We start from the raw sequence: 14,059 nt of genomic DNA, 5'->3' as shown, positions 1-14,059 counted from the left end.
GTGTCGTCTTTTATTCCTGTGAGTAATGGACGGCACCATTAGTCAGAGAGTTGATCTTTGTCATATTTGTGAGCGCATTCGGGTTTATATTGGCCGCCTTTGCCACGATTCTTTTACGTGAGGAAGTCAGCAATGAAGATCCTGATAAGAGCGTTAGCAAAATCCCCCGGCAACAAATGGCAGGTCAGCCTCGACGGCGACGCGTTCACCTTCCGCAGTGAGGCCGAGGCCCGCGCCTTTGCCGACACCCTGCAAGCCCGTATCCAGGCGCCCCACCGCATCCCTCTCAGCCAGCAGCGCGCCGCCGCCGGCTGATCGAACACCTCAGCCCTGCGCTTGCACGGCCCGCGCCCGTTGCAGGCGCTGGGTCGACATGGCAATGGTCACCGCCAATACACCGCACAAACTGATGACCATCGCCATCGGCATCGCCGTGCCATCGTGCAACACGCCGACCAGGGACGCCGCACCCGCTGCCACGCCAAACTGAATGCAGCCCAGCAGCGCCGACGCGCTACCGGCCCGTGCACCCTGGCCGCTCATGGCGCACGCCGAGGTGTTGGGCAAAATGCAGCCTAAGCTCGCGATGCAGATAAACAGCGGCACCAGCAACGGCCACAGGGCTTCGGTGCGCAAGGCAGCAATGCCCAACAGCGACAACGCCGCCGCTACGTAGACCCACACGGTGCGCGACAGCAAAAACGCCGGGCCACGTTTGGCCAGCAACCGCGCATTGAGCTGTGCCACCAGGATAAAGCCGGCCGCGTTGGAGCCGAACAGCCAGCCATAATGCTCCGCAGGCACGCCGTAGAGCTTGATAAACACGAAAGGTGAACCGGCGATGTAGGCAAACATCCCGGCAATCGAAATGCCGCCGGTCAAGGCGTAGTCGAGGTAAACCCGGTCAGACAGCAGCGCGCCATAGCGGCGCAGCGAGCCGGACAGTGGCTGGCGCGGCTGATGGGCCGGAAAGGTTTCCGGCAAGCCGACCGCCACCGCGATGGCCGCCATCACGCTGAAGATCGACAGCGCCAGGAAAATCGACTGCCAGCCCCACAACCCGACCATCACCCCACCCGCCAACGGCGCGAGGATCGGCGCCAGGCCAGTCACCAGCATCAGTTGCGAATACACCTTGGCCGAACCCACGGCGTCGCATTTATCGCTGACCACTGCGCGCGAAATCACCATGCCCGCGCAGCCGCCGAGGGCTTGCACGAAGCGCGCGCCGATCAGCCAATCCAGCGACGGCGCATAGGCGCAGGCAAAGGATGCCACCGTAAACAGGGTCACGCCGCTGAGCAGCGGCACACGCCGACCAAAGCGGTCGGCCAGCGGGCCGTAGATCAGTTGGCCGATGGCCAGGCCGCCGAAATACACCGCTAGGGTCAGCTGGATATGTTTTTCGTCGGTGGCGAACGCCGTGGCCATGGCGGGGAAGCCCGGCAGGTAGAAGTCGATCGCCAACGGCGCGAAGGCGCTCAAGGCGCCCAGAATCAGGATTATGCGGAGGTTCATCAGACACCCAAGTGAGTCGGCAGCTCGACAGTCTAGCCGCGCTTGGGTGCCATGAACATTACGTTAGCTCGCTAACTATCAGAAAACTTACGCGAGCTTGGCGCTGTAGCCTTCTTCGGTGATCAGCTCGATGACCTGCTCGGCCGACAAGTGGCTTTCAACGCCCACTTCTTTGGCCGCCAGGTTGACGTTGACGCTCGCCGCCGGGTCCTGGCTTTGCACTGCCTGGGTTACCGCTCGAACGCAATGGCCGCAGGTCATTCCTTCAACGCTGAATATTTGCATGATATGACTCCTGTATTGAGGGTGAATTGAGTCTCGACCTTGCCACGATGGCAAGGTCAAGTTTCATAAATACCGGCCGGGCTGGTATTCGGCCGCCGCGTCGGCCAAGCTTCATGCATCTTAGCTATGAACCACGGAGCATTCGCCATGCGCTGGTCGCTTTTTGCCCTTGTCAGCCTGTTGAGCTTGTCTGCCGTTGCGCCCCAGGCCAGCGCCGATCAAGACTACGCCGTGCTGATCATTTCCCGCGAACGCTTGGAAGTGCTGACCAATTGCGAGATTGGCCTGTACATTCAGGACCAGTTGGCCGGGCGCCTGTTCCAGGAACAAGCCACCTCGTTCAACTTGCCGGCAGGCAATGTGTCGCTGCGCCTGAAGCTGTTGCCGGGCCAAGCCGCCGGTTGCCTGCCGGGCATGCTGGCGCCGCCAGCGCAGAACATCACACTGAAGGCCGGTGACGTGCGCAAATTGCGTATCGCCCAGGGCCCGGATGGCATGTACCTGAAACCTGCCGCATTGGAATATTAAACCCGCGCCTGATCGTTCCCACGCTCCGCGTGGGAACGCATCCCGTGACGCGCCGCGTCACAAACCTTAAGAGCGGCCTTGCGACGCAGGGCGTGGGAACGATCGCGCTTGACCTTCCCCACAGGTCAAGGTTGATTCTAGGGGCAACGTCTCCTGGAGGACTGCCCCATGAATGGATCCACCACGTTTGACCTGCCCATCAGCGGCATGACCTGCGCCAGCTGTGCCGGCCGTGTCGAGCGCGCGCTGGGCAAGGTGCCGGGGGTGCAAAGCGTCAGCGTCAACCTGGCCAACGAACGTGCCCATGTCGAAGTGCTGGGCCAGATGGACCCCAGCGTCTTGATCGCCGCCGTCGACAAAGCTGGCTACACCGCCACCCTGCCGCAAAGTGAAACCGTCACCGATGCCAACCAAGCCCAGCGCCTGCACCACGAGCGTTGGTCGCTGCTGCTGGCGATCTTGCTGGCGCTGCCCCTGGTGCTGCCGATGCTGGTGGAGCCCTTCGGCCTGCACTGGATGCTCCCCGCCTGGGTGCAGTTCGCCCTGGCCACCCCCGTGCAGTTCATCTTTGGCGCGCGCTTCTATATAGCCGCGTGGAAAGCCGTCCGCGCCGGCGCCGGCAACATGGACCTGCTGGTAGCTATCGGCACCAGCGCCGGTTACGGCCTGAGTATCTACGAATGGCTCACCGCGCCCGCAGGCAGCATGCCGCACTTGTATTTCGAAGCCTCAGCGGTGGTGATCGCCCTGGTGCTGCTGGGTAAATACCTGGAAAGCCGCGCCAAGCGCCAGACCGCCAGCGCCATTCGTGCCTTGGAAGCCTTGCGCCCGGAGCGGGCGATTCGCGTGTTTGATGGCCGCGAAGAAGACGTTGCCATCAGCGCGTTGAAGCTCGATGACCTGGTGCTGGTCAAACCCGGCGAACGCTTCCCGGTCGACGGTGAAGTGGTGGACGGCCAAAGCCATGCCGACGAAGCCTTGATCAGCGGCGAAAGCCTGCCGGTGCCGAAACAACCGGGGGATAAGGTCACCGGCGGCGCCATCAACGGTGAAGGCCGCTTGCTGGTGCGCACCCAGGCCTTGGGCGCCGAAAGTGTGTTGGCGCGCATCATCCGCCTGGTGGAAGACGCCCAGGCGGCGAAAGCACCGATCCAGAAACTGGTGGATAAAGTCAGCCAGGTATTTGTGCCCGCCGTGCTGGTGCTGGCGTTGATCACGCTGGTGGGCTGGTGGCTGTACGGTGCATCGCTGGAAACCGCGATCATCAATGCGGTCGCGGTGCTGGTGATTGCTTGCCCCTGTGCCTTGGGCCTGGCCACGCCGACCGCGATCATGGCCGGCACCGGCGTCGCCGCGCGCTACGGCATCCTGATCAAAGACGCTGAAGCCTTGGAACGCGCCCATGCCGTCAGCGCCGTGGTGTTCGACAAGACCGGCACCCTCACCTCCGGCGCGCCAAAAATTGCGCACTTGGCGGCAGTGGATGGCAATGAAGCCCTACTGTTACAACAGGCCGGTGCACTGCAACGCGGCAGCGAACACCCGTTGGCCAAGGCGGTGCTGGATGCCTGCAGCGAACAAGGCCTAAACGTGGCGGATGTGACTGCTAGCCAATCCCTCACCGGGCGCGGCATCGCGGGCACGCTCGATGGCCGGCAACTGGCTTTGGGCAACCGTCGCATGCTGGAAGAGAACGGCTTGAGCGTGGGTGACTTGGCTGATTCCGCCAACGCCTGGGAAGCCGAAGGCCGCACCTTGTCCTGGCTGATCGAACAAGGTGCGCAACCGCGTGTGCTGGGGTTATTTGCCTTTGGCGACACGCTCAAGCCCGGCGCACTGGAGGCCGTGGAACGGCTCAAGGCCCAGCACATCAGCAGCCACTTGCTCACCGGCGACAATCGCGGCAGCGCCCGCGTGGTGGCCGAGGCGCTGGGCATTGACGATGTACACGCCGAAGTACTGCCAGCCGACAAAGCCGCCACCGTCGCCGAGTTGAAAAAGACCGGGGTGGTGGCGATGGTCGGCGACGGTATCAACGACGCCCCGGCCCTGGCCGCCGCCGATATCGGCATCGCCATGGGCGGCGGCACCGATGTGGCAATGCACGCCGCCGGTATCACCCTGATGCGCGGCGATCCACGTTTGGTGCCCGCGGCGCTGGAGATCAGCCGCAAGACCTACGCCAAAATCCGCCAGAACCTGTTCTGGGCCTTTGTGTATAACTTGATCGGTATTCCCCTGGCGGCGTTCGGCCTGCTCAACCCGGTATTGGCGGGCGCCGCCATGGCGTTGTCCAGCGTCAGTGTGGTGAGCAATGCGTTACTGTTAAAAACCTGGAAGCCGAGCACTTGGAAACCGGAGCATTTGGAGGATAAACGCCCATGAACATCGGCCAAGCCGCCCGCCAGAGCGGGCTGAGCGCGAAGATGATTCGTTACTACGAGTCCATCGGCCTGCTCAAAGCCGCCCATCGCACCAACAGCGGCTACCGCGTGTATGGCGCCGACGACTTGCACACGCTGGCGTTTATCAAGCGCTCGCGGGATCTGGGGTTTTCCCTGGAGGAAGTCGGCAAGTTGCTGACACTGTGGCAAGACCGGCAGCGAGCCAGCGCCGACGTAAAAGCCTTGGCGCGCCAGCACATCGATGAGCTGAATCAGAAAATCCTGGAGCTTGGGCAACTGCGCGATACGTTGCAGGACCTGGTGGAACACTGCCAAGGCGATCATCGGCCGGATTGCCCGATTCTCAAGGAGTTGGCGTCGGGCAGCTGTTGCGCCTGACGCTTAAACTGATTCAACCCCAAACCAACTGTGGGAGCTGGCTTGCCTGCGATAGCATCAACGGGTGATGCCTGATACACCGAGGTGTCTGTATCGCAGGCAAGCCAACTCCCACAGGAAGCCAGCTCCCATATTTTTAGCGCTTCATGGGCCTGAAGATCATTGCATCCAAGGCGGCGGCGGAGGTTCTTCCGACGCTTTGCTCGGTGGCGCATCATCCGCGGCCCGAATCGCTTGCTTACGCTCTTCATCCAACCGCGCCGCTTCGATCTCGCGGATCACACCGCCCACATCCGCCAACTCTTCCGGTTCGTCAAACTCACCAGTCAATGCACTGGCCGGATGCAGCGTGCCGGCTTCGTACAAAGCCCACATTTCCTTAGCGTACTTGGTCTTCTTCAACTCCGGAGCAAAGCGCCCGAAGTAGGAAGCCATGTTGCCCACATCCCGTTCCAACATGCTGAACGCATGGTTGTTACCTGCCGCATCCACCGCCTGAGGCAGGTCGATAATCACCGGGCCGGTCGGCGTAAGCAGCACGTTGAACTCGGACAAGTCACCGTGCACCAGACCGGTACACAGCATCAGCACGATCTGGGAAATCAGGAAGGCGTGATATTCACGTGCCTGGTCCGGGTCCAGCGTTACGTCATTCAGACGCGGCGCCGCATCGCCGTACTCGTCGGCCACCAGTTCCATCAACAGCACGCCTTCGAGGAAGTCGTACGGCTTAGGCACGCGAACGCCTGCACCGGCCAAGCGGAACAACGCCGCTACTTCGGCGTTCTGCCAGGCATCTTCGGTTTCTTTCTTACCGAATTTGGAACCCTTGGCCATGGCCCGGGCCTGGCGGCTGTTACGGACCTTACGGCCTTCCTGGTACTCGGCCGCCTGACGAAAACTTCGTTTATTCGCCTCCTTGTAAACCTTGGCGCAACGCAATTCGTTGCCGCAGCGCACCACATAAACAGCTGCTTCTTTACCACTCATAAGTGGGCGCAGCACTTCGTCGACCAGACCGTCTTCGATCAGGGGTTCAATGCGTTTAGGAGTCTTCATCAGCTTTTATTGTGGGTCCTTTATTACCAAACACGCGTATGGCACTCGTTATACGGCAATCGGCTCGCCTCGGGGAGAGGCTACCGACCTTTGGCACTTAAGAATGCATCCAATATGCCAATTTTTTTGTACATTTTTAACGTTCGATAATCGCCGTCACACCTTGGCCGCCGGCGGCGCAGATCGAAATCAGCCCACGGCCCTTGCCCGCCGCGTCCAACAGCTTGGCCAAGTTGGCGACAATACGCCCACCGGTGGCCGCAAACGGATGCCCGGCGGCCAATGAACTGCCCTTGACGTTGAGCCGGCTGCGGTCGATGGAGCCCAGCGGCGCGTCCAGCCCCAGGCGGGTCTTGCAGTATTGCGGGTCTTCCCAGGCTTTGAGCGTGCACAACACTTGGGCAGCGAAGGCTTCGTGAATCTCGTAGTAATCGAAGTCCTGCAGCGTCAGACCATTCCTAGCCAACAAGCGCGGCACTGCGTATACCGGCGCCATCAACAGGCCTTCGGCGCCGTTGACGAAATCCACCGCCGCCGCTTCGCCATCGCGCAGGTACGCCAGGATCGGCAAGCCGCGTTCCTTGGCCCAGGCTTCACTGCCCAGCAGTACCAGCGATGCACCATCGGTGAGCGGCGTGGAGTTGCCGGCGGTGAGGGTGCCCTTTTCGCTGCGCTCGAACGCCGGCTTGAGGCTGGCGAGTTTTTCCAGGGTCAGGTCGGGGCGCAGGTTGTTGTCGCGGGTCAGGCCGAGAAACGGCGTAAGCAAATCGTTGTGCCAGCCTTCGGCGTAGGACGCGGCCATTTTCTGATGGCTTTCCAGCGCCAACTGATCCTGCTCGGCGCGGGGAATCTGCCAGGTCTGCGCCATCAACTCGCAGTGCTGGCCCATGGACAGACCGGTGCGCGGCTCGCCATTGCGTGGCAGCTCCGGCTTAAGATGATGGGGACGAAGTTGTAACAGGACTTTTAATTTATCCGCCATGGATTTGCTGCGATTGGCTTGCAACAAGATCTTACGCAGCCCTTCGTTCACACCGATAGGCGCGTCAGAGGTGGTGTCGACGCCCCCGGCAATGCCGCACTCAATCTGCCCCAAGGCAATTTTATTCGCCACCAGCAACGCCGCCTCAAGCCCAGTGCCGCACGCCTGCTGAATATCGTAAGCCGGGGTTTGCGGCGACAGCCGCGAGCCCAGCACACATTCGCGGGTGAGGTTGAAGTCGCGGGAATGCTTGAGCACGGCCCCCGCCGCCACCTCGCCAATGCGCAGGCCGTGCAGATTGTAGCGTTCGATCAGGCCCTCCAGGGCAGCGGTCAACATCGCCTGGTTACTCGCCGTAGCATAAGGACCGTTGGATCGGGCGAAGGGGATGCGATTACCGCCAATGATCGCTACACGGCGCAATTGAGTCATGGAAAGCTCCCTGATAGTTGTGGGTGGAATCATCAAGCCTAGCCTAGGCTGATCGAACGACTACCACTCCGGGGTGGTCAACCGTTTGAACCCCAGCCTTTGGAGAGCGTTCCATGTCTGACCGTTATATCGACTTCGCCAACTCAAGCCTCGGCCATCGCCTGGTCGCCGCCATTGGCCTGCCGTCACCGGTACGCCTGGAGCGCTGGCAGGCCGGGCGCCTGCGCCCGGTGGAGGGTGCGCTGCTGCTAGGCGGCGGCGCCCTGGCCGCCAAGGTGCTGGCGTTTGCCAACAAGCTCACCGATGCCACTTACAGCTACGGCGCTGAGCCATTGGGGGCAGCAGCGTGGATTCCCGGGCATGGCCCCAAGCTCAAGGCCGTGGTGTTCGATGCCAGCGACTTGCAGCACACCGACCAACTCAAGCAGCTGCGCGAATTCTTTCAGCCATTGCTGAAAAATCTCGACCACAGCGCGCATGTGGTGATTCTTGGCCGGGCGCCGGAAAGCCTCAGCGACCCCTTCGCCGCCAGTGCGCAGCGAGCCCTGGAAGGTTTCAGTCGCTCCCTGGCAAAAGAGCTGCGCAGCGGCGGCGTGTTGCAATTGTTGTACGTGGGCGAAGGCGCCGAAGACCAGCTGGAGGGTGCGCTGCGGTTTTTCCTGTCGCCTAAAAGCGCCTACATCTCAGGCCAGGTGATTCGCCTGCAAGCCTGCGCCACACCGGTTGAGGATTGGACCCGCCCATTGGCCGGGCGCAAAGCGTTGGTCACTGGCGCCGCCCGTGGCATTGGCGCCTCCATCGCCGAAACCCTGGCGCGCGACGGTGCCGAGGTGATCGTGCTCGACGTGCCCCAGGCCAAGGCCGATCTCGAAGCCTTGGCGGCACGCTTGGGCGCACGCACCGTGGTGCTGGACATCTGCGCCGAAGACGCTGCCGCGCAGTTGATCGAGCACTTGCCAGACGGCATCGACATCGTGGTGCACAACGCAGGCATCACCCGCGACAAAACCTTGGCCAATATGACCCCGGAATACTGGGACGCGGTGCTGGCGGTCAACCTCAACGCGCCGCAAGTGCTGACCAAGGCGCTGCTCGACAGCGGCACCCTGCACGACAACGGCCGTGTGGTGTTGCTGGCGTCCATCAGCGGCATCGCCGGCAATCGCGGGCAAACCAACTATGCCGCGAGCAAGGCTGGGCTGATCGGCCTGGCCCAGGCCTGGGCGCCGTTGCTGGGTGAGCGTGGGATCAGCATCAACGCCGTGGCGCCGGGGTTTATCGAAACCCAGATGACCGCGCACATTCCTTTCGCCCTGCGTGAAGCTGGGCGGCGCATGAGTTCGCTGGGCCAGGGCGGCCTGCCGCAGGACGTCGCCGAGGCGGTGGCCTGGCTCGGCCAGCCGGGCTCCGGCGCGGTCAGCGGCCAAGCACTGCGGGTCTGTGGGCAAAGCCTGCTGGGAGCATAAACATGGAGTGGCTGACCTTAGGCAATACCCCGTTTCTGCCGCCGCTGTATTGGCGTGCGGCGCTCAAACGCAAGATCACCGGCAGCACCTTGCCCGAGCAGGGGCTGCGCTGCCGGGTGAGCGTCAACCCCAAGGCCGTGGCCGCTTATCGCAACGTCTGCGGTTTTGCCGACAGCCCCATCCTGCCGGCGACTTACCCGCATATCCTGGCGTTCGGCCTGCAGATGCAATTGCTGACGGCGAAAAACTTTCCGTTTCCGTTGCTGGGGCTGATTCACCTGAGCAACCGTATCCGCATTCACCGCCCACTGGGCGCTGTCAGTGAGCTGACGGTGGCCGTGCACGCGCAAAATCTCAAGCCGCACGCCAAGGGCGCAACCTTTAATGTGATCACCACCGTCGAGGACTCCCTCGGCCTGCTGTGGGAAGCCGAAAGCCAATTGCTCTGCCGGGGCGTGAAGCTTGAAGGCGAGCCGGCGGATGACACCTTGCCCAGCCCCACGCAGGTCAACGAGCTGACTCGCTGGAAAGCCCCCGCCGATATCGGCCGCCGCTATGCCCGAGTGTCCGGGGACTACAACCCGATCCACTTGAGCGCGCTGACCGCCAAGTTATTCGGTTTTCCCCAGGCCATCGCCCACGGGTTATGGAATAAGGCGCATACCCTCGCCGCGCTGTGCGACCACTTGCCGGCCGCCAACATTGAAATACACGTCGAGTTCAAGAAGCCGGTACGCCTGCCCAGTGAAGTTACGTTGCTGGCCAGTGCGCCGGGTTCGAGCGGTGAGTTTCTGTTAAAGGGCTCGAGTGACATTGAACATATGGTAGGGAAGTGGCAACCCATCACCTGAAAAACACTGATTAATTGTATATATACACCTTAAGTTATAGCGGACCTGAGCAGTCCGCTTTATTTTATTTAAGCTACTGATATAAAACATATATATATTCCGACACACCCTCTCTTTATACCCTTGGAATTAGTCGCTAAGCGCTGCCAAGCGGCCAGTATATAAATCGTTAATACCAAGTTGAGCGTTGCCAGAAAGAGCCCCCGGGTCTGTGATGACCACACGGACAAACGTATCGCTATCCCTAGAAATGACGAGCGTTTGAAACAACCAAGGTTGTACAGGTGCAAGGGAACTCAATCATGAAAACTCAAACTCAAGTAGTGCTATGGAAAGCAAGTACCGCGCTGGCTCTGATCATGGCGATGAGCCTCGGCGGCTGCAGCAGCGGTGGTGGCGGACATCACAGTAGCGTGGCGGCATCTTCCCCTGACTCAGGGGCAGGGACCGGTGGTGGTACTGGCGGTGGAACAGGTGGCGGTACTGGCGGCGGCACCGGCGGTGGAACAGGTGGCGGTACTGGCGGTGGCACCGGCGGTGGAACAGGTGGCGGCACCGGCGGTGGAACAGGTGGCGGCACCGGTGGCGGAACAGGTGGCGGTACTGGCGGTGGCACCGGCGGTGGAACAGGTGGCGGTACTGGCGGCGGCACCGGCGGTGGAACAGGTGGCGGCACTGGCGGCGGCACCGGTGGTGGAACAGGTGGCGGCACCGGCTCGACCACTACGCCTCTGGTCACAGGCCAAATTGTCGGCACCGTGGGCACCACCGTGGGTAATGTCGGCGCAGCAGTGGGCGACCTGGGTTCGACCCTGACCACCGTGCCCATCGTCGGCGTAACCGCTGGAGGCTTGGTCACTGCGACCGGCAAAGCCGTTACCAGCATTGGCACCGGCGTCACCGCGGGCCTGGGCTCGCTGGGCACCAACAGCAATTCACTGGGCATCACCGTCGCTGGCGTAGGTGACGGCGTCTCCGACCTGGGCACCGGCGTATCGAACACCGGCAAGTCCTTGGGCACTACATTAGGCGGCATTCCGGTCGTCGGCGGGTTGACCGGCGGCGTAGGCGGTGCAGCGGGCGGCCTGGTGGACAAGGTCGGCCAAACCGTGACTATGCTCGGTGACACCTTCAGCACCGCCAGTACCACTGGCCCGCTGGGCTCCGTGACCAACACCCTCGGCGGCAAGGTGCTGGTGCCTGTGGTGTCCCTGGTGGAAAACACCACCGGCAACCTCGGCAAAGCCACGGGCCTTGGCAATCCAGTCAATGGCCTGCTGGATAAAGTCGGCTCCACCGTTACCGGCCTGGGCGGTCAAGTGGCTGGCGCCGGCGGCACCGGCAACCCTGTCACTGGTATTGTCGGCGGTGCATTGGCTGGCGTCGGCGGCGCGCTCGACAAGTCGGGCGGCTATGTCGCACCTGCCGGCGGCGCTTCGGCTTCCGGCCTGCCGGAACTGGTGGGTGGCCTGGTGGCCAATGTGGGTAACGGCTTGAACGCCGGCAACACCAACGGCACTGTCAGTGCAGCAGGTGTCACCGGTGGCGCACTGGGCAACACCGTCGCCTCCCTCGGCACTATCATCGGCGGCACCGGCGTTGCCAACACCGCCGCCACAGCACCGGTGGCAGGCTTGGCCACTAACGTCGGCGCAGCGCTGAACCCTGTGACCTCCGGTGTCAGCAGCCTGACACAAAACATCGGCACCACCACCGGTATCGGTGCGCCGGTCAACGGCCTGGTGACACAAGTGGGTGGCGCTGTCAGCGGCTTGGGTACCAACCTGACCGCCGCCAACGCCAACCCGATCACTAACACCTTGGGCACCACCGTAACGGCAGTTGGCAATACCGTGGGCGCAGTCGGTGGTTTGGTCACCGGCGGTACCAGCAGCAGCGGTGGTGGCTTGCTCGGCGGCTTGAACGTAGGCGCCAGTGCCTCGGCCAGCGGCAGCGCAAGCACTGGCACAAGCGGCGGCCTGGGCGGTGTATTGAACGGCCTTACCGGCAAAAAATAAATTGCACCTGGCCGATTAGACGGCCTCCCCTACAGCGCCTACGCTTGGTTGAGACGAGAGACCCTATAAGTCTCTCGTCTTTTTTATGGGGTTTGTTTCAAAGAACAATGCTTGGCTCTCCCGAACCGCGTCCCAGAACCCGGCGGGCCAGAAACGCTGCTGCAGTTTGACCATGGAGTGTCCTATGCGCGTGTTAACGCCGTTGTTAGTGCTTACCCTCAGTGCCTCCTACGTCCAGGCCGAAACCCTTCCCAGCTTCCTCAATAGCAACGACACTATCCGCACCCTGCCGGTGCCCAACCTGCCCGCAGACGCCTATCGGCCGGTCACACCACAGACCCAGGTGCCGGAAGCGTCGCCGACCCAGAACCAGCCCTTGCTGATGGACACTAAAGTCACCATCCGCAAACTGCAGATCGAGGGCGGCACGATCTACCCGCTGGACGAGACGGCCAAGGCCTACGCGGCGTTGATCGGGCATGAGACCAACCTCGCACAGCTGATCGACGCCACCCGCAATATCACCCGTCGCTACCAACAGGACGGCTACCTGCTGTCCTACGCATTCCTGCCACAACAGACCTTCGAAAACGGCCTGGTGCGCGTGGTATTGGTGGAGGGCTATATCAAGGATTATCAACAGAGTGGCGACATCGGTTCCGTGTCGGCCTACGTCGACAAATTGGCGAATAAGCTGCTGGGAGAACGCCCGCTCACACGCAAGACCTTCGAGCGCTACACCACACTCATGGGCCGCATTCCTGGGGTGACGCTGCAAGCACAAGTGCCGCCGCCGGGTACCACCGATGGCGCCACGCACATGGTCATCCAGGCCAGCCGCAAGCCGTTCACCACCAGCATGAGCCTGGTCGAAAAAAACCGCGGCGGCACGCAAGCGTTGCTGACCGCGACCAGCAATTCGCAGACATCCATGGGCGAACAGCTCAACATCAGCGGCCTGTTTCCACCGGGCGATGACAAAGAGCACTACTACCGCGTGGGCTACAGCCAATTCATCAACGCCGAGGGCACCCAGTTGGCGCTGGCGGCCGAGCGTTATCGCGCAGACCCCGGCACCAACGTGCAACTCGATGGCGGCTTCCAACTCAAACCGCACCAGGCAATCGACCGCTACACCATCGGCTTCACCCACCCACTGATTGCCTCACCGAATGAATCGCTGACCCTGGGCACACGCCTGTACACGGTGGACCAGACCACGCGATATCAACTGGTGGGCTACCCCAACCGTTTCGACATCGAAACCAACTTGCGCGCGCTCGCGTTCGAGGGCGACTGGCGCAAGTCCGACACTCGGCAATTGCGTATTCTCAGCGCCGGTTTGTACCAAGGCATCAACGGTTTGGGCGCCACGACTCGCAGTGACCTGGAAGGGACAAAACCTGACCTGGACTTCTTCCGCCTGCGCCTGTCCGGCGTGCAGAGCGACAAGTTCTTCGATAACTGGCAAGGCGTGCTGTCGGGGGCGTTCTACTGGAGCGATAACACCTTGCCCGACAGTGAACGCGCGACCTTTGGCGGGCAGAACTTCGGCCGTGGCTACCCTGATGACCAAGGCTCGGGCGACAAGGGCTGGGGCGTGGCGTATGAGGTCAACTACAGCTTCAACCGCGCCGGCGATTGGGTGAAGGTCCTGCAACCCTACGTGGTGCTCGACCGCGCCAAGACCTGGTTCAACGAGCTGCCGGTCAAAGGCAACGACATGTCATCGGCGGCTGTCGGCCTGCGCTTTGGTGACAACAAGTACTACAACATTGCCCTTGAAGCGGCCAAGCCAATGTCGGACATCGCCCTGGACAGTTTCAATCGGCGGCCACGGTATACGCTGAGCTTCAGCTATCAACTCTGAGTGTTTGTGGCAGCTCGTTTGTTAGGGAAGGCAGTCTCCTGTAACGAGCGGCTTTCTGTGGCGAGCGGGCTTGCCCCGCGCTGCGTTGCGAAGCAGCGCGAAAACCTGCCAATGCGTTCTGACTGGAAAAACGCGGTGCCTGGATCAGGGCCGGCGCCCCAACGCGGGGCAAGCCCTAATGCCGTTCAGTTAAGCGAACGCAATGCCCAAAGCAGCGAAAATTAAATGTGGGAGCGGCGGTGCGACGATTCGACTTGCCCGCGATGA

The 14,059-nt window shown here is 61.9% G+C and carries 12 protein-coding genes; 8 read left to right on the top strand and 4 right to left on the bottom strand.

The window, feature by feature from the left end; translation table 11 throughout:
- Positions 1-132 precede the first annotated feature (132 nt).
- Positions 133-315 (top strand): hypothetical protein, encoded by a 183-nt coding sequence (locus tag KZH41_RS04670; protein ID WP_094951762.1) that lies wholly within the window; start codon positions 133-135, stop codon positions 313-315.
- A gap of 9 nt (positions 316-324) precedes the next feature.
- Here KZH41_RS04670 and KZH41_RS04665 read toward each other — a convergent pair whose 3' ends face one another.
- Entirely contained in the window at positions 325-1,518 is a 1,194-nt protein-coding gene (locus KZH41_RS04665; protein WP_263274451.1) for a multidrug effflux MFS transporter, read from the bottom strand.
- A gap of 87 nt (positions 1,519-1,605) precedes the next feature.
- Positions 1,606-1,803, bottom strand: a complete 198-nt coding sequence (locus KZH41_RS04660; RefSeq protein ID WP_094951760.1) for a heavy-metal-associated domain-containing protein — start codon at positions 1,801-1,803, stop codon at positions 1,606-1,608.
- A gap of 147 nt (positions 1,804-1,950) precedes the next feature.
- Between KZH41_RS04660 and KZH41_RS04655 the strand changes: the two genes are divergently transcribed.
- From KZH41_RS04655 to cueR, 3 genes are all read left to right on the top strand, one after another.
- Entirely contained in the window at positions 1,951-2,331 is a 381-nt protein-coding gene (locus KZH41_RS04655) for a hypothetical protein (protein ID WP_094951759.1), read from the top strand.
- 168 nt (positions 2,332-2,499) lie between these two features.
- Positions 2,500-4,716, top strand: a complete 2,217-nt coding sequence (locus KZH41_RS04650) for a heavy metal translocating P-type ATPase (RefSeq protein ID WP_263274450.1) — start codon at positions 2,500-2,502, stop codon at positions 4,714-4,716.
- Positions 4,713-5,114, top strand: a complete 402-nt coding sequence (gene cueR, locus KZH41_RS04645; RefSeq protein WP_263274449.1) for a Cu(I)-responsive transcriptional regulator — start codon at positions 4,713-4,715, stop codon at positions 5,112-5,114. Before KZH41_RS04650 ends, cueR begins: the two co-directional genes overlap by 4 nt.
- Before the next feature lie 159 nt (positions 5,115-5,273).
- Here cueR and KZH41_RS04640 read toward each other — a convergent pair whose 3' ends face one another.
- Both KZH41_RS04640 and KZH41_RS04635 read right to left on the bottom strand, forming a co-directional pair.
- Positions 5,274-6,173 carry a PA4780 family RIO1-like protein kinase gene (locus tag KZH41_RS04640; protein ID WP_094951756.1) on the bottom strand — a complete coding sequence of 300 codons (900 nt, stop codon included), beginning with the start codon at positions 6,171-6,173 and terminating at the stop codon, positions 5,274-5,276.
- Positions 6,174-6,309: 136 nt separating this feature from the next.
- Positions 6,310-7,587 carry an acetyl-CoA C-acetyltransferase gene (locus tag KZH41_RS04635; RefSeq protein WP_263274448.1) on the bottom strand — a complete coding sequence of 426 codons (1,278 nt, stop codon included), beginning with the start codon at positions 7,585-7,587 and terminating at the stop codon, positions 6,310-6,312.
- 113 nt (positions 7,588-7,700) lie between these two features.
- Between KZH41_RS04635 and KZH41_RS04630 the strand changes: the two genes are divergently transcribed.
- From KZH41_RS04630 to KZH41_RS04615, 4 genes are all read left to right on the top strand, one after another.
- Entirely contained in the window at positions 7,701-9,053 is a 1,353-nt protein-coding gene (locus tag KZH41_RS04630) for a 3-oxoacyl-ACP reductase (RefSeq protein WP_094951754.1), read from the top strand.
- A gap of 2 nt (positions 9,054-9,055) precedes the next feature.
- Positions 9,056-9,904 carry a MaoC family dehydratase gene (locus KZH41_RS04625; RefSeq protein WP_263274447.1) on the top strand — a complete coding sequence of 283 codons (849 nt, stop codon included), beginning with the start codon at positions 9,056-9,058 and terminating at the stop codon, positions 9,902-9,904.
- A gap of 302 nt (positions 9,905-10,206) precedes the next feature.
- Complete coding sequence (locus KZH41_RS04620; RefSeq protein ID WP_263274446.1) at positions 10,207-11,922, top strand: collagen-like triple helix repeat-containing protein; 1,716 nt, start codon at positions 10,207-10,209, stop codon at positions 11,920-11,922.
- Between the two features lie 184 nt (positions 11,923-12,106).
- Positions 12,107-13,792, top strand: a complete 1,686-nt coding sequence (locus tag KZH41_RS04615) for a ShlB/FhaC/HecB family hemolysin secretion/activation protein (RefSeq protein WP_094951750.1) — start codon at positions 12,107-12,109, stop codon at positions 13,790-13,792.
- The last annotated feature ends 267 nt before the right edge of the window (positions 13,793-14,059 follow it).

It is taken from the genome of Pseudomonas sp. YeP6b, from assembly GCF_025642995.1.
Lineage (GTDB): Bacteria > Pseudomonadota > Gammaproteobacteria > Pseudomonadales > Pseudomonadaceae > Aquipseudomonas.
The sequence above is the reverse complement of the archived record's forward strand: the minus strand, read 5'-3'. Positions and strand labels throughout refer to the sequence as shown.